General features: G+C 37.8%; 20 protein-coding genes. All 20 read left to right on the top strand.

The genetic code is table 11. From position 1 onward, the window contains the following. Positions 1-3: 3 nt before the first annotated feature. The 20 genes from VK91_RS05395 to VK91_RS05300 all read left to right on the top strand — a co-directional run bounded on the left by VK91_RS05395 (position 4) and on the right by VK91_RS05300 (position 19595). Complete coding sequence (locus VK91_RS05395; RefSeq protein WP_048391513.1) at positions 4-1095, top strand: glycosyltransferase; 1092 nt, start codon at positions 4-6, stop codon at positions 1093-1095. Then, a complete protein-coding gene (locus VK91_RS05390) occupies positions 1085-2596 on the top strand; it encodes a lipopolysaccharide biosynthesis protein (protein WP_048391511.1) in 1512 nt (503 codons plus the stop codon). The genes VK91_RS05395 and VK91_RS05390 overlap by 11 nt, the downstream gene beginning before the upstream one ends. 77 nt (positions 2597-2673) lie before the next feature. Beyond that, entirely contained in the window at positions 2674-3783 is a 1110-nt protein-coding gene (locus tag VK91_RS05385) for an acyltransferase family protein (protein ID WP_048391509.1), read from the top strand. Between the two features lie 114 nt (positions 3784-3897). After that, the gene (locus VK91_RS05380; RefSeq protein WP_048391507.1) at positions 3898-4695 is read left to right on the top strand and encodes a TIGR00282 family metallophosphoesterase; all 798 of its coding nucleotides are present in this window, start codon (positions 3898-3900) and stop codon (positions 4693-4695) included. A 177-nt stretch (positions 4696-4872) separates the two neighbouring features. Continuing rightward, on the top strand, positions 4873-5139 hold the full coding sequence (locus VK91_RS05375; protein ID WP_004224903.1) for a stage V sporulation protein S: 267 nt from the start codon (positions 4873-4875) through the stop codon (positions 5137-5139). A 263-nt stretch (positions 5140-5402) separates the two neighbouring features. Continuing rightward, positions 5403-7142 (top strand): 2-oxoacid:acceptor oxidoreductase subunit alpha, encoded by a 1740-nt coding sequence (locus VK91_RS05370; RefSeq protein WP_048391504.1) that lies wholly within the window; start codon positions 5403-5405, stop codon positions 7140-7142. Beyond that, on the top strand, positions 7142-8008 hold the full coding sequence (locus tag VK91_RS05365) for a 2-oxoacid:ferredoxin oxidoreductase subunit beta (protein WP_004224896.1): 867 nt from the start codon (positions 7142-7144) through the stop codon (positions 8006-8008). Before VK91_RS05370 ends, VK91_RS05365 begins: the two co-directional genes overlap by 1 nt. Before the next feature lie 193 nt (positions 8009-8201). Then, entirely contained in the window at positions 8202-8909 is a 708-nt protein-coding gene (locus VK91_RS05360; RefSeq protein WP_048391684.1) for a lantibiotic protection ABC transporter ATP-binding protein, read from the top strand. Between the two features lies 1 nt (position 8910). After that, positions 8911-9639: a lantibiotic immunity ABC transporter MutE/EpiE family permease subunit gene (locus VK91_RS05355; protein WP_048391501.1), complete on the top strand. Its 729-nt coding sequence runs from the start codon at positions 8911-8913 to the stop codon at positions 9637-9639. Positions 9640-9642: 3 nt separating this feature from the next. Beyond that, positions 9643-10398, top strand: a complete 756-nt coding sequence (locus tag VK91_RS05350) for a lantibiotic immunity ABC transporter MutG family permease subunit (protein ID WP_048391499.1) — start codon at positions 9643-9645, stop codon at positions 10396-10398. Positions 10399-10408: 10 nt separating this feature from the next. Next, on the top strand, positions 10409-11071 hold the full coding sequence (locus VK91_RS05345; protein WP_048391497.1) for a response regulator transcription factor: 663 nt from the start codon (positions 10409-10411) through the stop codon (positions 11069-11071). Further along, positions 11059-12432, top strand: a complete 1374-nt coding sequence (locus VK91_RS05340; RefSeq protein WP_048391495.1) for a cell wall metabolism sensor histidine kinase WalK — start codon at positions 11059-11061, stop codon at positions 12430-12432. The genes VK91_RS05345 and VK91_RS05340 overlap by 13 nt, the downstream gene beginning before the upstream one ends. A 150-nt stretch (positions 12433-12582) precedes the next feature. Then, a complete protein-coding gene (locus VK91_RS05335) occupies positions 12583-12960 on the top strand; it encodes an ELKS/Rab6-interacting/CAST family protein (protein ID WP_231595587.1) in 378 nt (125 codons plus the stop codon). A gap of 234 nt (positions 12961-13194) precedes the next feature. Next, positions 13195-14283, top strand: coding sequence for an ABC transporter substrate-binding protein (locus tag VK91_RS05330; RefSeq protein ID WP_048391491.1), 1089 nt, complete (start codon positions 13195-13197; stop codon positions 14281-14283). Next, on the top strand, positions 14273-15109 hold the full coding sequence (locus VK91_RS05325; RefSeq protein WP_048391489.1) for an alkaline phosphatase family protein: 837 nt from the start codon (positions 14273-14275) through the stop codon (positions 15107-15109). Before VK91_RS05330 ends, VK91_RS05325 begins: the two co-directional genes overlap by 11 nt. A 71-nt stretch (positions 15110-15180) precedes the next feature. Next, positions 15181-16026 (top strand): ABC transporter permease subunit, encoded by an 846-nt coding sequence (locus VK91_RS05320; RefSeq protein WP_181574653.1) that lies wholly within the window; start codon positions 15181-15183, stop codon positions 16024-16026. Then, the gene (locus tag VK91_RS05315; RefSeq protein WP_048391486.1) at positions 16023-16808 is read left to right on the top strand and encodes an ABC transporter permease; all 786 of its coding nucleotides are present in this window, start codon (positions 16023-16025) and stop codon (positions 16806-16808) included. The genes VK91_RS05320 and VK91_RS05315 overlap by 4 nt, the downstream gene beginning before the upstream one ends. Further along, positions 16805-17806 (top strand): ABC transporter ATP-binding protein, encoded by a 1002-nt coding sequence (locus VK91_RS05310; protein ID WP_048391484.1) that lies wholly within the window; start codon positions 16805-16807, stop codon positions 17804-17806. The genes VK91_RS05315 and VK91_RS05310 overlap by 4 nt, the downstream gene beginning before the upstream one ends. Continuing rightward, entirely contained in the window at positions 17803-18588 is a 786-nt protein-coding gene (locus VK91_RS05305) for a DeoR/GlpR family DNA-binding transcription regulator (protein WP_048391482.1), read from the top strand. Before VK91_RS05310 ends, VK91_RS05305 begins: the two co-directional genes overlap by 4 nt. Next, positions 18585-19595, top strand: coding sequence for a histidinol phosphate phosphatase domain-containing protein (locus VK91_RS05300; protein ID WP_048391480.1), 1011 nt, complete (start codon positions 18585-18587; stop codon positions 19593-19595). Before VK91_RS05305 ends, VK91_RS05300 begins: the two co-directional genes overlap by 4 nt. Positions 19596-19598 lie beyond the last annotated feature (3 nt).

The following is a 19598-nucleotide window of genomic DNA, read 5'->3' as shown; positions in this document are numbered from 1 at the left end:
TGAGTGCCATATTTAAGCATTATTGTCCCCGTCTATAATACGGAACCTTACTTAAAAATGTGTCTTGATAGTATTCTGAGACAGGAATTCGTAGATTTTGAGTTGATATTAGTAAATGATGGCTCGACTGATAGCTGCTCAGTAATCTGCGATGAATATGCCGAATCTGATACAAGAATTACCGTCATTCATCAAGCAAATAGTGGTGCTGTCAGTGCCCGTAAAGCAGGGCTAAGGGTCGCCAAAGGACAGTATATTGGTTATGTAGATAGTGATGATTGGATTGAAGTTGATATGTATAAATCATTATGTAATACTGCACGTGTTTTTGATGTAGATATTGTTATTTGTGACATTGTAGAAAATTATCCACTCCAAGAAGTGAAGAGATCACAGCTTGTCTCGCCTGGTTTGTACAGGAAGGATAGAATGGAAAAAGAAGTATATCCAATTATGCTATATTCGGGCGAGTATTACCGTTTTGGCTTATACCCATCTTTATCTAACAAAATATTTAAAAGAGACCTATTAGAGAAAAATCTCTTTGATGTGGATGATCAAATTTGCATGGGGGACGATGCTGCTTGTACATATCCTAGCTTACTTGATGCAGAAAGTATTTATATATTAGAAAATCAGTATCTCTACCATTACCGTCAGCATTCTTCTTCCATGACGGCTAGTTATGATCAGATGTTTTTTAAAAAAATACTTGTGTTGTATGAACAATTGAAAGTTTTAAAGTATAGGAAAGCAGACCAGGTTCCTAATTTTGCTGAACAACTTCAGTATTATTTTACTTATTTAGTGATGGCAGCGGTGAATAATGAATTGAATAGATTCAACCATAAGCGTTTACATGAAAAGCGTACCTTTATTAAGAAAATGTTGATTCATGAAGCGTTTCATGGATCGTTGCATGCGATTCGGATGACAAATATGCCGCTCAAATCAAAGATCTATACTTGGTTATTAAAGAAAAAACAAATTCTTTTACTTTTCATGTTGAATAGGCTTAATCGGCGGATCAGTGATTGCAAAGGTTTAATTCCTACTTTTACCAAAAGAAAAGGTGCTTATCAGCATGAGAACTAAGAGAGTAGTTTTAAATTTAATGTCTAATGTATTACTACAAGTTGTTGCAGCGGTTATTAATTTCATTTTACCTCGACTATTTATGACAACATACGGCTCTGCTACAAACGGGCTTGTTTCGTCGATTAAGCAATTTTTAAGTTATTTAAAAATAGTAGAGGCTGGGGTTGGTAATGCATCGATAGTGGCACTTTATAAGCCACTAGCCAAGGGTGATAAAGACCAAATAAATGGAATTCTTTCAGCGACTAATCTTTTTTATAGACGTTCGGGTTATGTCTTTGTTGGATTAGTCGCCATTTTGGCCATTTGTTATCCGTTATTAGTAGGAGATGAAGTGAATCCGCGAACGGCTCTTTACATGGTACTTATTTTGGGGATTAGTGGCATGTGGGAGTATTTTTTTATAGGGAAATATTTAGTTCTACTGTCGGCAGATCAAAAAAGCTTTGTTATTTTTCGCATTCAAACAATGTTGCTTTTTGCGAGTGCACTATTGTCAGTTACTTTGATAGCATTTGGTTTTTCCATCGTCATTGTTGTTGCTAGTTCAAGTGCCATATTGCTACTGGATGTTCTTTTTTTAAGATTGTATGTTAAAAAGAAATATCCATATTTCAATAGTAAAAAACAAGCGAATACGTTAGCAATTAAAGATAAATGGGATGCTTTAATTCATCAAATTGCCTCGTTAGTGGTGTTTAACACGCCGTTTATTTTAATAACGATTTTTCTGGGCTTAACAGAAGTCAGTGTGTTTACAGTTTATAGTATGGTGTTTAATGCAGTCACATTGTTTATATCCACTTTTTCAGGGGCGATATTAGCAGCTTTTGGAGACATTCTTGTCAAAGAGGATAAGGACGTTCTTCGGAAATATTTTCATCACTTTGAATATATTTTTTATGGCATCATTGCTTTTAGCTACACATGTACAGCTATTTTAATATTGCCATTTATAAAGATTTATACAGCAGGGATTGAAGATGCCAATTACATAAGGCCCTGGTTAGCAATATTGTTTGTCATTGTAGGAGTAGCGAATACAATTCGGATTCCTGCCAATACGTTAGTGAATGCTGCAGGCCATTTTAGAGAGACGAAAAATCGTGCCATTATGGAAGCATTAATCAACCTTGTAGTTTCTCTTGTTTTTGTACAGTTTTTTGGCGCAGAAGGAATATTACTGGGAGGAATTTGTTCATACGGCTATCGTACTTATGATTTAATCATTTATTCTTCTAAAAAGATTTTACAAAATTCACCTAAAGATACTGTCAAAAAAATTGTGCAAAATAGTATTTTTGCACTTACTGCAGCAATACCATTTATATTTTTTATCGAGCTCCATATTACATCTGCAGGTTCATGGCTTGTAGCCGCTATATGTATTTCCTTGTGGACGATGTTTATTTTATTAGTAGGTAATTTTATTATTGAGCCTCAAACAATGCGAGATATTTTGGTGCAATTAAAGAGAACAACTACCAATAGTAAATAATTTTATCCCTGCATTGAGTAAGGTAAGTAGCATAATTGAAAGGCAAATTGATTCCTTTGAAATGGCAGGTGAGGGTGATGAAGCGAGAAGTCAAAGAAATATATTTATTACGATACGTTGCTTGCTTAGGGATTGTGTTAATGCATAGTGTTACGTTGGCATTGAACATGTATGACATAGAAGAAGGTCCACTATTCGTAATCCTGACATCTATTCAGCTGATCTTTATGTTCGGGACACCTCTTTTTATATTTATCTCAGAGTTTGTCATTGCCTATTCCTATTCAGATCGTTTGCCGAAAAAGTTTTATGTAAAACGTTATAAATATATGTTAACGCCATTTCTTTTTATTGGACTACTTGATGCCGTTCTTAAATCAATTGAATCGCCTTCTATTGAATTTGCCAAAAAACTACTACTAAATTATTTGGAAGGTGATTTCCATGGTTATTTTATCGTGATCATTTTTCAGTTTTATATCATTCATCCATTTTTTGTGAAATTTATTGCCTCAAGATACCCTGCCTATAAAGTAATAATGACTGCTTTTATCATTAATTTTGGTTACTTAGCCTTTTTTAATTTTTTGGATCCATTTAAGTATTTTCCTGATTTAGCGTATACTAGTTTACAATGGGATTTTTTTAATAAGATGCCATTTCCTGCGTGGATTGCTTATTTTGCAGTAGCTTATTACTGTGGAAAAAATTATGATAAATTTCTATCGTGGTTACAGCGTTTTCGTTATTTGTTACTAGCAGTATTACTAATCACAGTAAGTCTTTTGCTAACCACTCAATTATCAGGTATTATTACGGAAGTTCATTCAAAGAGAATAGACGTTATCCTTTATACATTCAGTGTAGCTTTTCTGTTATTTTTCATCGCGAGTAACAGAAGAAAAATGCCGAAATTTATCATTTTTATTAGTCGTTATTCCTTCGGTATATATTTATTACATCCCCTAGTTAATAGCCTACTTAAAATTTTTTTAACGAATTTTATCGAAACATTAAGTGTATTTTCTGTCATTGCCATTTCATTTATTGTCAGTCTCAGTTGCTCCATTTGTATAACATATATAATGAGTAGATGGAAATTAGGCGCTTTTTTTATAGGGCAACTCAATACCAATGGGGACTCCTCTAATAAAAAAGATGCACAATTTCCCATCCAGAAATCCTAAATAAACGGGCATTTAAATGTGTAAATGTGGTAAGGCTTGCATTTTACTTTGCGATTGCCAAAGCAAAGATGGTAAACTAAAAGATGTTATTTAGAGAAAGTGTGGTCTTGCATAATGAAAGTTCTATTTATTGGTGATATTGTTGGTTCAATTGGTCGAGATGCGGTGGAAAAATATTTACCTCGCTTAAAAAAGAAGTATAATCCAGATGTTGTGATTGCAAATGGGGAAAATGCTGCGGCAGGACGAGGGATTACTCGTAATATTTATAATAGCTTGCTACAAATGGGTGTAGATGTTATTACGATGGGGAATCATACATGGGACAATAAAGATATTTTTGATTTTATTGATGACGCGGATTACTTAATCCGTCCGGCAAACTTTTCAAGTGAAGCACCTGGTAAAGGTATGGTTCAGATTTCTAAAAATGGCGTGACATTATCTGTCATTAATTTACATGGTCGCGTATTTTTACCGCCACATGAGGATCCGTTTGCAATGGCAGATCAATTGATTGCAGAGGCTCGACAAATATCTCCACTTGTCTTCGTGGATTTTCATGCTGAAGCGACTAGTGAAAAAATCGCTCTTGGTTGGCATTTAGATGGAAAGGCTTCAGCGGTTGTTGGGACACATACACATGTGCAAACAGCAGATGCAAGAATCTACCCACAAGGTACGGCTTATATCACGGATGTTGGTATGACAGGGCCGTACGATGAAATTTTAGGTATGACGAAGGAAAGTGTCATCTATAAATTCCAAACAAACATGCCATCTCGTTTTGAAGTTCCGAAAAAAGGGCGAGAGGTTTTGAGTGGTTTCTTTGTAGAGATGGATGATCGAACAGGAAAAGCTATTGCCTGTGAACGCATTTATATAAATGAAGACTATCCATTTCAAGGGTAGATAAGTCGAAGAATGTTTTTTTACGTTTCTTTTACGGGGATATAGGTTTCTTTGTCAAACTAGTCTATTTCCGTTTTGCGGAGCATAAAATGTGCTACGGACAATAACTTGAGGTCCAAAAAGGGGGACATGAGTTGTTGAGCGTAAACACTATTCGCGAAACGGGGAGGAATAATTGTGGATTCATTAAAAGTATCATCACGCTCTAATCCAAATTCAGTTGCAGGTGCATTAGTCGCGGTAATCAGAGAAAAAGGGCAGGCAGAAATGCAAGCAGTTGGGGCAGGTGCACTTAACCAAGCCGTGAAAGCAGTGGCCATTGCACGCGGATTTGTAGCGCCAAGTGGCACAGATTTAATTTGCGCGCCGGCGTTTGCCGATATTTTGATTGCTGGAGAAGAACGAACAGCATTAAAGCTGCTAGTGGAAAAACGTATTCGATAAAAAAGTAATGAAGTAAAATGCTCTGTCACATAATATGGTGGCGGAGCATTTTTTCGTTTTCCTGTTTTACATATGATAGATGTCACTTGAAATAGGGGCGTGATTTTGCTTAGATTTGAAAATTACAACTTTATGAACAGGATTTTCAGTCAAAGGTCTGATTTTCGCCTAAATCGTGGAGAAACAATAGTCCAGACGGTTTCTTCGTGTTAAACTTATGAAGGAAAAATAATAGTACACATTGGATTTAAGGAGTTGTTGACATGTTACATCAGCTTTCATGGAAAGTCGGTGGGCAACAGGGTGAAGGGATTGAGAGTACAGGTGAGATTTTCTCAATGGCAATGAATCGTCTAGGTTATTTCCTATACGGTTATCGTCACTTCTCTTCTCGAATTAAAGGTGGCCATACGAATAATAAAATTACAGTTCGTCCAACAGAAGTACGTTCAATTGCGGATGATTTAGATATTTTAGTGGCATTCGATCAAGAAACAATTGATGTCAATTATAAAGAGCTTACAGAAAAGGGTATTATTTTAGCTGATGCAAAATTTGATCCTGTTAAACCAGAGGATTCAAAAGCACCATTATTTGCAGTACCGTTTACAGAAGTAGCAGCAGAGCTTGGTACTTCGTTAATGAAAAACATGGTGGCTATCGGCGCAACTGCATCATTGCTAAACCTAGAAGACGCAGTATTCCAAAATGTTGTCGATGATATTTTTGGTAAAAAGGGCGAAGAAGTCGTACAAAAAAATATGGAAGCCATTACACGTGGTCGTCAAATTATGAATGAGCTATTAGTTGATCGTATAGGCGAATGGGAGCTTGCACCTGCAGATGGTAAACGTCGTATGTTTATGATTGGGAACGATGCGATAGCACTTGGTGCATTAGCTGCTGGGACACGCTTTATGGCAGCATACCCAATTACACCAGCGTCTGAAATTATGGAATACTTGATTAAAAAATTGCCAAAATTCGGTGGAACGGTCATCCAAACGGAAGATGAGATTGCAGCAGCAACAATGGCTATTGGCGCTAATTTTGGCGGTGTACGTTCCTTTACAGCTTCTGCTGGTCCTGGTCTTTCATTAATGATGGAAGCAATTGGTCTTTCAGGTATGACAGAGCAACCTTTAGTAGTAGTGGATACACAACGTGGAGGCCCTTCAACTGGGTTACCAACTAAGCAAGAACAATCTGACTTGATGGCTATGCTTTACGGTACTCATGGAGAAATTCCTAAAGTAGTCATTGCACCTTCTACAATGGAGGAAGCTTTCTTTGATACGATCCAAGCATTTAACATTGCAGAGGAATTACAATTACCAGTAATCTTAATGACAGATCTACAATTATCTCTAGGTAAACAATCTGTTGAGCCATTTGATTATAATAAAATTGAAATTCGTCGCGGTAAAATTGTGATGGATGATCTTGAGGAAGCGGCAGATAAAGCCTACTTCAAGCGTTACGAAGATACAGAAGATGGCATTTCACCTCGTGTCTTACCAGGTACGTTGCATGGTATTCATCACGTTACAGGTGTTGAACATGATGAAACAGGGAAGCCATCTGAGGCAACGGGTAATCGCCAAACTCAAATGGATAAACGCTTCCGCAAATTAGAGAGCTTGAAATTTGATAACCCAGTCTTTGTCAATGCACCACATGAGGAAGCCGATATTTTATTAGTAGGCTTTAACTCAACAAGAGGAGCTATTGAAGAAGTGCAAGAACGACTGAATGCACAAGGAATGAAAGTGAATCATGCCCATATTCGTTTAATTCACCCATTCCCATCTTCAGAAATAGCACCTCTTGTTGCACAAGCGAAAAAGGTGATCGTGGTAGAAAATAACTATACAGGTCAATTAGCTAATATTATGAAGATGAATGTGGGTGGTCACGATAAAATCGCGACAATCACTAAATATAATGGTACACCATTCTTGCCTGGTGAATTAGAAAATCGTGTGAAGGAGTTGACTCGCTAATGGCAACATTTAAGGATTTTCGTAATACAGTGAAACCAAACTGGTGCCCAGGCTGTGGAGACTTCTCAGTACAAGCAGCTATTCAACGTGCTGCTGCAAATGTCGGCATAGAACCAAATGAACTTGCTGTCATTTCAGGAATTGGATGTTCAGGTCGAATTTCAGGGTATATCAATTCTTATGGATTCCATGGTATTCATGGTCGTGCACTTCCGATTGCACAGGGTTTGAAAATGGCTAATCGTGATTTACATGTTATCGCTTCTGGTGGTGATGGTGATGGATTTGCTATTGGTATGGGGCATACAATTCATGCTATCCGCCGTAATATTGATATAACTTATATTGTAATGGATAACCAAATTTATGGTTTAACAAAAGGTCAAACATCTCCACGTTCAGCTGCTGGATTTATTACAAAATCTACACCAGGTGGAGCGATTGAGCCATCATTGAAACCATTAGAGGTAGCGTTAACAAGTGGTGCAACATTTGTGGCGCAGGGCTTCTCTACAGATATTAAAGAATTAACAGCACTAATTGAAGCTGGTATTAACCATAAAGGTTTCTCATTTATCAATGTCTTTTCACCTTGTGTAACGTATAACAAAGTGAACACATATGATTGGTTTAAAGAAAATTTAACAAAATTAGCAGATGTTGAAGGTTATGATCACTCAGATCGTGGTATGGCAATGCGTACAGTGATGGAACACGAGGGGTTAGTAACAGGCATTATTTATCATGATACGGAAACAACGTCGTATCAAGAAAAAGTACCTGGCTACTCTGAGTTACCATTAACAGATATCGATATCAAAATGAGCGAAAATGATTTTAATGATTTAGTAAAAGAATTTATGTAAAATTGATGAGATCGAAGCATTTGGAATGAAGTCATTCCAAATGCTTTTTTTATGCTTGATGAAAGAATCGCGAGTATTTAGTGATCCATCGTGGGTAAACGCATAGCTACCGCGAGTATTTTGATATTGAATCCTTATAAAATCCTTATAATTGTTTCTTACACTAAGGTCATCGAAAGGATGATGACTAATGATGAAAGATTTGATATTAAAGACAGAAAATCTTAATAAGTCGTTTAAAGGGCAAAAAATTGTGGATAATGTAGCGTTAGAAGTCCAACGTAATACGGTCTACGGTTTACTTGGACCAAACGGAGCGGGGAAATCCACAACATTAAAGATGATGACAGGTATGTTACGACCAGATGCTGGGAATATCATTTTTAATGGACATACATGGACACGAAATGATTTACAGGACATCGGCGTGTTAATTGAAACACCTCCCCTGTATGATAATTTAACAGCAACGGAAAATTTACAAGTTCGCACGATAGCATTAGGTCTACCGCAAAGTCGTATTGAAGAAGTATTAAAAATTGTAGATTTAACGAATACAGGAAAAAAACGGGCGGGGCAGTTTTCCTTAGGAATGAAGCAACGATTAGGTATAGCGATTGCGCTGCTAAACAAGCCAAAGCTGTTAATTTTAGATGAACCTACAAATGGACTTGATCCTATTGGTATACAGGAGCTTCGTCAGCTTATTCGCTCATTTCCAGAGCAAGGCATCACTGTGATTTTATCTAGTCATATTTTGTCAGAGGTGGAACAGGTTGTGGATGACATTGGCATTATTGCTGATGGCAAGCTTGGCTATCAGGGACCAGCACCGCAAGGTCAGGAATTAGAATCACTATTCATGCAGGTTGTTGCCACCAATAGAAAGGTGGGTTACTAGCATGATAGCCATTATGAAAGCGGAACAATTAAAATGGAAGCGAACTTTTATTCCCAAATTACTTTGGCTTACGCCACTTATAACCTTACTTATAAGCGCTGTACTTATGGGAGGTGAATATTTTCAAACAGGAGCTTATAACTGGTGGTATACGATGCTTCTGCCAGGTGCACTGACGATTTGCTGTGCCTTAGTGATCGAAAAGGATAAAAAAATAAAATACCATAGTATTCTTGCCTTACCACTTGATCTTAAAAGGATTTGGCTAGGAAAAATAGTAACATCAAGCATATGGCTTTTTCTGATTACGATTATTTTCTTTGGAGGAATCACGGCTGGAGGCTTGCTATTTGGTCATAGTTTACCAATAGCCAGCAGTTTACTAAGTACTTTTGTTATTTTCCTGACGTTTTTGTGGCAAATACCTTTATGTCTTTTCTTAGCAGCTAAACTAGGTACCTATTTGACCATCTTACTCAATGTAGTAGCCAATATCGTAGGGATTGTTGCCTTTGCAGATGGGGAAATGTGGTATTACTATCCATTTGCGATTGGTCCTCGTTTGTTATGTTCGACACTTGGCATATTACCAAATGGTCTATTAGTACCACAAGGTAGTCCTTTATTGGATAAAGGCGTTATACTTCCAGGCTTACTGATAGCATTAGCTTGGTTTATGATGATTAGCTTTCTTACGGCGAAGTGGTTCACAAAAAGGGAGGCGAAATAGCGGATGGACATGTTACGATTATTAAGAGTGGAATGCCTTAAAACAAAACGAACACCTTTTTTGCTGACACATATACTTGTCCCCCTTGCTATTTCTGGGCTATTTTTAGCCTACTACTCCTATTCGCCATGGAATTTTCAAGGAAAAGTAACTGCCTATTTTCAGGGGCTGGCTTGTGGACTACCAATTATAATAGGATTAGTATGTGCTATGGCATCTGAGCAGGAAGCAAACGCTGGTCGTTTCCAAGGTATGCTAGCTACAACAAACATAAAAATAAAGACATATATGAGCAAGCTTATCTTATTATTATTGTTTAGCATTGGAGCCATCTTTCTATCTATAGCTATTTTTAGTTTTGGCTTTAGAGAACTATTACATGAAGTAGATTTGGGCTATTCATTTTATAGTATGGCTGCTTGTATTCTATTCGGCAGTCATGTGATTTTCTATATGTTACATTTGTTTGTAAGCTTCCAATTTGGTAAAGGCGCTTCGATTGGTTTAGGTATTGTAGAAGCTCTGCTGGTCGCCCTATTGCTTACAGGCTTAGGGGATCGTATTTGGCCCTTTTTACCTTATGGATGGAGCGGTCATTTTGTTTCTTTATGGATTTTATCATCGACAGGAACAAATTTAACATTGCTCGAAACAAGTATCCAGACGGGCATAATGGCGTGCTTAGGGGGTATCCTATTGACTTTTACGCTGTCTTGTTTATGGTTTTGGAGATGGGAAGGTAGAGCATCTGAAAATTAGAGGGTGAATTATGGCAAATATATTAGTAGTGGATGATGAAGTGGATATTTTAATGCTGATAAAAAATGCACTTTATAAAGATGATCACTTGGTAACCATTGTGTCTAAACCGACAGAAGTAGGCAAGATGGATTTAGGTTCCTTTGATTTAATTTTGCTTGATGTGATGATGCCTATTATGGATGGCTTTACATTGTGTGGGCAAATTAGGCATGCTGTAGATTGTCCTATTCTTTTTCTTACAGCTAAATCCTTAGAAGAAGATGTGATGTATGGTTTAGGCCTAGGCGCAGATGATTATTTGATTAAACCGTTTGGCATTGGAGAGCTACGGGCAAGGGTGAATGCGCATATCCGAAGGGAAAGCAGAGAGAAGCGGAACATCCTTTATAGCGATAAAGTTCACTTTAATCTTTCTGGTAAAGAACTGTTTGTTCAGAATGAGCGCGTTCTGCTAACTAAAAGTGAGTATGAAATATGTGAATTTTTAGCACGTCATCGCGGGCAGGTTTTCTCAAAAGAGCAGATATACGAAACGATTTTTGGGTTTGATGGCAAAAGTGACAGTACAGCGATAACAGAGCATGTCAAAAATATTCGGTCAAAGCTACATGCGTTTGACATAGAAGTCATTGATACGGTTTGGGGGATCGGCTATAAATGGAGACGATAAAACCGAGGAAAGGAACACATCTTCATACATTTTTCCTGAGATATTTATTCTTTCTTTGCTTAGGTATCATTTTATTAGTGGCACTATTAATCGGTCTATTTATGTTTGCCTTTTCAGCTAATATTATTTTACCTGCAAATTATGCAGAGACACAAATCACTTTAGCAAAAGACAGAATTGCTACAAGCAGCTCGGTAACGGACGAGATGATCCCTGATCTTGTAGACTACGCAGTGATTTCTAATAAGGGTGAATTTCTTTCTGGTACTTTAACAGAAAAAGAGGCTTCCCATGCATGGCGTTTAAAGCAGAGGGGAGAGACGAAAAGTAATGCTCGATTTTATGCGTTCGTTGAGCGAGAACAGGAAGTGTGCATTTTACGCTATGGTTTAGTCCCTGAGTATCGCACACCTGTTATGAGAAAATATTTACCTAATCCTCAATTAACGGTTTTACTATTGTTTATTATGGGCGTTATCGTACAGGCAACGGTGCTTGCTGTGCATTTCGGCAGAAGACTTAAACGAAAAATGATGGGCTTACAAGAAGCCATTGAAAAAATCCAACATCAAAATTTAGATTTTCATTTAAAACCATCTGGGATTCGAGAAATTGATGATATTGCACTTTCTTTTGAGCAGATGAAGGAAGCATTAAATACTTCATTGACACAACAATGGCAAGCAGAGCGCGCACGCAGAGAACAAATTTCTGCCCTTGCCCATGATTTGAAAACACCTCTTACGATTATTCGAGGAAATGCGGAACTTTTATTGGATACTGTTCAAGATGAAGTACAAAAAGAATACAACACTTATATATTAAAAAATACACTAGAAATTGAAAAATTCACAAAGCAATTATTAGATATTTCCAATATGGAGCAAAGTGTTGGTGGTGTAAAAACAACTGTAGAGATGGCTTCATTTATTCAACAGCTAGAACAGCAAATGAAGGCACTTGCTTTAGAAAAAAATATTGAAGTTAGTGTAGAAAAGGATAAACTGCCTGATGTCTTTATGATAGAGGAGGAGCTTTTTTATCGGGCTTTATTAAATTTGATTGTCAATGCTATAGAGCACACGCCATATAATAGCAAAGTCACATTATCTGTTCAGGGAGAGGCAGATGTTATTCATTTTACTGTGATAGATAGTGGTGCTGGTTTTTCACCGCAAGATGTAAAGGAAGCCACAAAGCAATTTTATCGGGGAGATCCAAGTAGAAATACAGCAAATCATCATGGCATGGGTCTTTATATTGTCGAGTCCATCATTCAAAAACATGGTGGAACACTAACGTTGGCTAATGATTCCATAACGGGAGGAGGAAAAGTGATAATCACCATTGCGACGTCTTAATTATAAGATGTCTTTTTTTTATTGGATTCGCTAGTATTTAGCGATCAACCGCAAGTAAAAGCACAATTAAAGGTTTCATGTAAAAATTGTAGGGGGCGGTGCAGGCAATATTCTTTAAAAAAATGCTACAATAAAAGAAAAAAAGAGGCGATGTACGTGAATAACGTCATTGATTTTATTGCAAAAAAAAAGGAACGTGAAGACCGAAAGCGTGCTCAGGATTTAGAACGTTATGTAGCTACACAATGTAATTTTCAACACCCTGAAAATATTGATGCTCTTGTAGAGGACAAATTGATTGAGGTTAAAGATCATACGTTATTTCTTGGCTTTCTATCCATTTTAAAGGATGAGCAAATAGAACCGTTAGATATTTTTCAAGATGTCTTTTCATTAGAGCCCTCTCGTTTTGAAATGTCCTACAATATGAGATGGTGGTCAGTTGTGCAATTGGCATTTACATTTTTAACAATTCTCAAGGAAAATGAGCCGCATACATATGCTGATTTTTTAGGTCTCTCCACATAATCTAAGTATGTGTACGTCTGTAAAGCAAACGTACACATACTTAGATTTTTCTTATCTTCCCCCGCTAGCTTTACAAGCCTACTTCATTTATTCATTAAATTCATAGATATTTATAATTCCTCAATAATTTTTACTAAATATTCTTAACACCTCCATACTTGCTTAATGTTTGTTTTATAACATAACGTTTGTAAGCAAATAAAAATAAAGCAAAACAAATGGAGGGTCCAACACATGGCAATTCAAAAACTGTGGAAAAAAGGTCTAATTGGTGCATTAACTATTTCCATGTTGGCAGCTTGTTCTGACAGTTCATCTAGTGCAAATGAGGTAAACAAGGATTTATCGCTTGAGGACATTACAGAAAAAGCAAAGGAAGAGGGCACTGTTAATTCTGTCGGTATGCCAGATACATGGGCGAACTGGGTAGAAACCTGGGAGGAACTCGGGACCGAATATAGCATCAAACACAAGGATACGGACATGTCGAGTGCAGAGGAGTTAGCGAAGTTTGAAGCAGAGAAGGATGATGCTACGGCAGATATTGGAGATGTCGGGATTGCTTTTGGACCAATCGCTAAGGACAAGGGCTTAACATTACCATACAAAACGTCTTATTGGGATGAAATACCTGATTGGGCTAAAGATGATGAAGGACACTGGATTGTTGGCTATACAGGAACCATTTCTTTTTTGACAGATAAAAATAATGTGAAGAATGCTCCAACATCATGGGAAGACCTAAAAAATGGAGATTACACAGTAAGTATTGGGGATGCATTAACAGCTAACCAAGCACAGTTTGCCATCTTAGCAGCGGCTATAGCATTTGGTGGAGATGAGTCCAACATCCAGCCAGGTATAGATTTCTTTGCTGAATTAGCGAAGCAAGGACGTCTACAGGGAGATCCATCAGTAGCAAACCTAGAAAAAGGTGAAATAGATGTTGCGATCTTATGGGACTTTAATGCATTAGGTTATCGTCATCAAATTGATGAGGACCGCTTTGATGTAGTGATACCTAAGGAGGGATCTGTCACTTCTGGTTATGCAACGGTAATTAATAAATATGCCAAAAACCCACATGCTGCCATGCTAGCACGTGAATATATTTTATCTGATGCAGGTCAAGAAAATTTAGCAAAAGGCTATGCGCGTCCAATTCGGGACGGAGTGAAATTACCACAGGATGTAAAAGATTTACTATTACCTGCTGATATGTATACGAATGCACAACCTGTTAAAGACCAAAAGAAATGGGAAGATACAACAAAGCAAATCCCTCAACTCTATCAAGAGCAGGTGTTAATCCATGCAAAATAACAAAGTGGTTCTCATTGTTATCGATGCCTTGCGCTTTGACACAGCCTGCACACATATGGGGTTCTTGCACCATTTAGTCGAGCGTCAGGTAGCTGCTCGCTATAAGGTTTGCTCAGAGGTGCCTTCTTTATCAAGACCATTGTATGAGACGATTTTAACAGGTACACCCCCTATTGTACATGGCGTTACCAGCAATATGACAGTGCGTTTATCGAAAGGGCAAAGTGTCTTTCATATCGCAAAGGAGCATGGTTTAACTACAGCAGCCTCCGCCTATTATTGGGTGAGTGAGCTTTATAATAGAGCGCCATTTAATCATATGGAGGACAGGCTACAACTCGATACACATTTACCAATTGACAATGGTATGTTCTATTTTGAGGATCATTATCCAGATAGTCATGTATTTGCCGATGCAGCATGGTTAATGGCTCAAAAGCAGCCTGATTTCCTGTATATTCATCCAATGAATGTTGATGATGATGGTCACAAATTTACGGCAGATTCTGCTCAATATCGCAATCGAGTTTTAGCGATGGATGCTTTACTATCCTTGTTTATTCCAAAGTGTATGGCGCTGGGCTATGAGGTTATCGTTACGGCTGATCATGGCATGACAAGAGATGGTAATCATGGCGGTACCACACATGAGGATCGTCATGTCCCGCTATTTGTCATTTCAGATGCTGTAAAGGCTGGCATAAAAGAAGGCATTATTTCTCAATTACAAGTTGCACCACTGTGCTGTCATTTATTAAATATCAAGCCTGCTGAAGATATGGTACCACTCCTGTTAGAAGGTGTGTTTACAGCAAAAGAGGTTTAAATAATAGTAGTCGCTCTTATTATAAGGAGCGGCTATTATCCCCATGAGCCGCAAGTCATTTATAGAAAGAAGTGAGTGTGTTGATATCGAAGCGGCAATCCATTGCTTGGCTTTCGCCTTTTCTTGTATTACTATTACTGTTTTTCTTAGTACCGCTCCTATATATGCTCATTACAAGCTTTCAAAATAGTGAGGGCTTTACTCTGAAGCAGTATGAATCAATTTTTACGAACGACTACATTCTTCAAGGTTTTAAAAATAGTATTACTTTATCTGTTATCTCAGCTATGATTGCGTTACTTATCACCTTGTTTGCAGTTTATGCCATGATGAAGTTTTCAGAGCCAGTACGGGAGAAGATTTTAATACTTACGAACTTAACCTCCAATTTTTCAGGTATTCCGCTAGCATTTGCTTTTATCGTTTTACTTGGCAATAGTGGTTTATTTACATTGTTATTTGACAAATGGGATATTGAGGCGTTGACATCCTTTTCATTATACAGTTGGAGCGGTTTGTTACTTATTTACATTTACTTTCAGCTGCCATTATCACTAATGCTTCTATATCCCATTTATGATGGAATTCAGCAACAGTGGAAGGAGGCGGCAGCTCTTCTTGGTGCATCTAGCTGGCAGTTTTGGATGAAAATTGGTCTCCCTGTTATGCTCCCAGGAATTGTGGGAACCTTTAGTGTATTGTTCGCCAATGCAATGGGCGCGTATGCCTCTGCTTATGCATTAACAAGTAGTAATTATAATTTAGTGGCGATTCGTATAGGCTCCTTAATAAAAGGTGATATTTTTGCTCAGCCAGAGCTAGCCAGTGCCATTGCAGTTATATTAGCAGTGACAATGGTAACGGCCATGCTGATCAGTGAGTGGAGCATCTCTAAAACAAGGAGGAAAGTAAAATGAAAAAGCGTGGTTTGGCTGATTTCTTTTTCCTTCTGCTCGTGGGATATTTACTATTACCTGTGTTAGCAACAATGCTCTATGCGTTTGCAACAAAATGGAATAAAACGATATTGCCAGAAGGACTCACACTAAAATGGCTTTCCACATTGTTTCAGGATACCGATTTTATTCAGGCATTTGGTCGTTCAGTATTTTTAGCAGGGGGGGCAGTTAGCATTGCACTCCTTGTCATTGTGCCAGCCATTTTCGTCATCGTCCTATACTTTCCAAGATATGAAAAATGGATACAGATGGCAGTGGTGATGGTGTATTCTTTTCCAGGAATCATTTTAGCTGTAGGGCTTATACGCGTTTATAGCCAAATAGGTATACCGATGATATTTGTTGTTTTAGGTGCCTATGTTGTGGGAATTCTTCCTTATATCTATCAAGGTACACGAAATAGTTTAAGAAATATAGATGCGAGGCAGCTACTTGATGCCGCTCAATTACTAGGCGCATCCAAAAGGCAGGCATTCACAAAAATTTTACTGCCTACCGTTTATCCAGGCTTATTTGCAGGGGCATTGTTATCCTTCTCTGTCTTATTTGGTGAGTTTGTCTTAATTAATCTTGTTGTAGGTTCTCGCTTTGAAACCGTTCAAATTTATTTAATGAAAAAGCTTAGCACAAGTGGACATATTGCTAGTGCTGTTGTTTTCATCTATCTCGTGCTAATGGGTCTTTTAACATTCGTCATTGCTATCGTAACGAAACGATCGAAAGGTGCTACAAATCTATGAATTATCTTGTTATTGAAGGGCTTCATAAAAAATATGGACAAGTATCTGTCTTAACCAATATTCATATGGAAATTCAAAAAGGAGAATTTATCACACTATTAGGTCCTAGTGGTTGTGGAAAGAGTACGATTTTGCGTATTGTTGCAGGCTTAACAGATGCATCGGCAGGTAAGATTTTGATTGAAGGAAAAAATATGAGTGGCGTACAACCGAAGGATCGTCAAGTGGGTATGGTCTTTCAATCCTATGCACTTTTTCCTAATATGACTGTGCTCGAAAATGTTGCTTTTGGTTTGCGTATGCAAAAAGTTAATACGGCAGATATAGAGCAGCGTGTTCATGAAATGCTAGCGCTTGTTCATCTAAGTGAGAAAGCTAATGCGTACCCGAAAGAATTATCGGGAGGTCAACAGCAGCGTGTTGCTCTAGCCCGTGCATTAATTGTCCGACCTAAAGTACTGTTATTAGATGAGCCGCTTAGTGCGCTCGATGCTCAAATTCGCAAAAAACTTCAAGTAGATTTACGAGCAATTCAGCGAAAATTAAATATGACAATGATTCTAGTTACTCATGATCAGGAAGAGGCAATGGCTGTTTCGGATAGAATATTTGTCATGAATAATGGCAGCATTGCCCAAAATGGTACGCCAACGGAAATCTATACGAAACCAAATAATGAATTTATTGCTAATTTTATCGGTCATTATAATGTTTTTCCACGCCAAACTTTAGAAAAAATGCTTGGAGCATCTTTAATAGAGCAAGCCACGAAATTTGCTATACGACCTGAGGCGTTACATCTCGATCAACGAGATGGGGACTTATGTCTCTTTGGGGTTGCCAAACAATCATTAATGAGCGGCAATATTATTCGTACTACGTTTGAAGGAGAAATGGCGTTTACAATGGAACAACTGCATCAACAAGGGTATTCGATTGAAATGGGAAAATCCTATAAGTGTTATGTCGCACAAGAAGATGTGATTGCGCTATCATGACTTACGCTAAACTGGAAAGATTTGAATTTATTTTAAAACAATTAGATTCTGAAGGGAAAATTATTGTTGCCAATATTGCCGATGCCCTTCAGGTAGCACCAGAAACAATTCGCCGAGACTTTGATGAATTAGAACAACAGCATTTATTATCAAGAGTTCATGGCGGGGCTATTAAATATACGAATGTACGTAATGAACCGGTATTTTTACGCAAGCTACAAATGCACAAGGACGCAAAGAGACAAATTGCTCGTATTGCTGCAAAACGCATTTGCGACGGCGATACTATTGCAGTAGATACAGGTACTACAACAGTACATATAGCCGATTTTTTACTAGCTGTGGAAGATATAACAGTTGTAACGAATTCAATTGCAGCAGCTATTCAATTTAATTTAGCCATAGAAGAACGACGCATGACAGGCAAGGTCATATTACTAGGAGGTACGGCGAATCCAAAACAATCTTCTGTTGCAGGTGCTATGACGTTAGAAATGCTAGATAATATGAATTTTGATAAGGCCTTTTTATCGTGTGGTGGCATGAGTGAGGGCATTGTTTATGATTACGATTTGGATGAATCTCTTATTTCAAAGAAAATGCTCAAGCATAGCAAAGTGAGTTATTTATTAGCCGATGCATCTAAAATTAATGGCAAATCATTTTTTCAAATCTGTCATCTTGATGAATGTACAGAAATTCTTTGCGAAAGCACTTGTCCATTAGAATGGCAGGCTTATGAGGAAAAATGGACGATATGTAATGGAGGGAAGAGTGGATGACAATAGATTATCACGTACATTTAGAAGAGGGACCTTATTCATTTCGCTGGCTAGAGCGTACATCGCAGGCACTGGAGTTTTTTTATCCGGATGATGAAACGGAAAAAGGCTCCAAACAACAAATAACTTGTCATTTACAGCGTCTAGCAAGGCGTGTGAAAAATGGCTGTTATAGTGAGGAATGGTTGGATTTATATCTTGAACAGGCAAAGCAGCTCGGCTTACGTGAGGTGGGGATTGTCGATCACTTATATCGTTTTCAAGAAACGCGTGCCTATTTTGAGCGATTTATGAGGCTGGATGAAAGTAAAATTGGACAAATTCAGCGCTATTGGCTGGATCGTGTGATGACAGAAAATATGGATGCTTTTGTGACGACCATTCAGCAGGCAAAGGAAAAATGGCGTCAACATGGCATTACACTGAGACTTGGTATAGAGGCAGATTATTTTGTTGGTGGTGAGGAGGAATTAACTGCTTTGCTAGCAGGTTATCCTTGGGATTATGTAATTGGTTCTGTTCATTTTGTTGATGGGTGGGGCTTTGATAATCCACAAACAAAGTATCTTTTTGAGCAAATGGATCAACCCTCTTTACAACAAAATTATGAGCGTTTTTTTAAAGTAGTAGAGAAAATGATTCTTTCCAATATGTTTGATTTTGTTGCCCATTTAGATAATTTTAAAGTATTTAATTATCAGGTGGAGGATCGTGCGTTTCTTGAAGTTTGGTATAAACGTATTGCAAAGGCACTAACGTCTACTGAAACCGCCACTGAAATCAATGCCGGGCTGTATTATCGTTACCCTGTACAGGAAATGTGCCCGGGTCCTCGTTTTTTACAAACCTTACTTGAGCATGGAGTTGCTTTTACTGTATCCTCTGATGCACATTTCCCAGATGATTTAGGTAAATATACATTTGCCAATACAGAGCTGCTAAAGGGTTATGGCGTTCAAGCTATTGCCTCCTTTGAACAGAGAGTGAAAAAAATGATGACGTTATAGGTT

The sequence above is a fragment of the Lysinibacillus sp. LK3 genome, from assembly GCF_001043675.1.
Taxonomy (GTDB): domain Bacteria; phylum Bacillota; class Bacilli; order Bacillales_A; family Planococcaceae; genus Lysinibacillus; species Lysinibacillus capsici.
The sequence above is the reverse complement of the archived record's forward strand: the minus strand, read 5'-3'. Positions and strand labels throughout refer to the sequence as shown.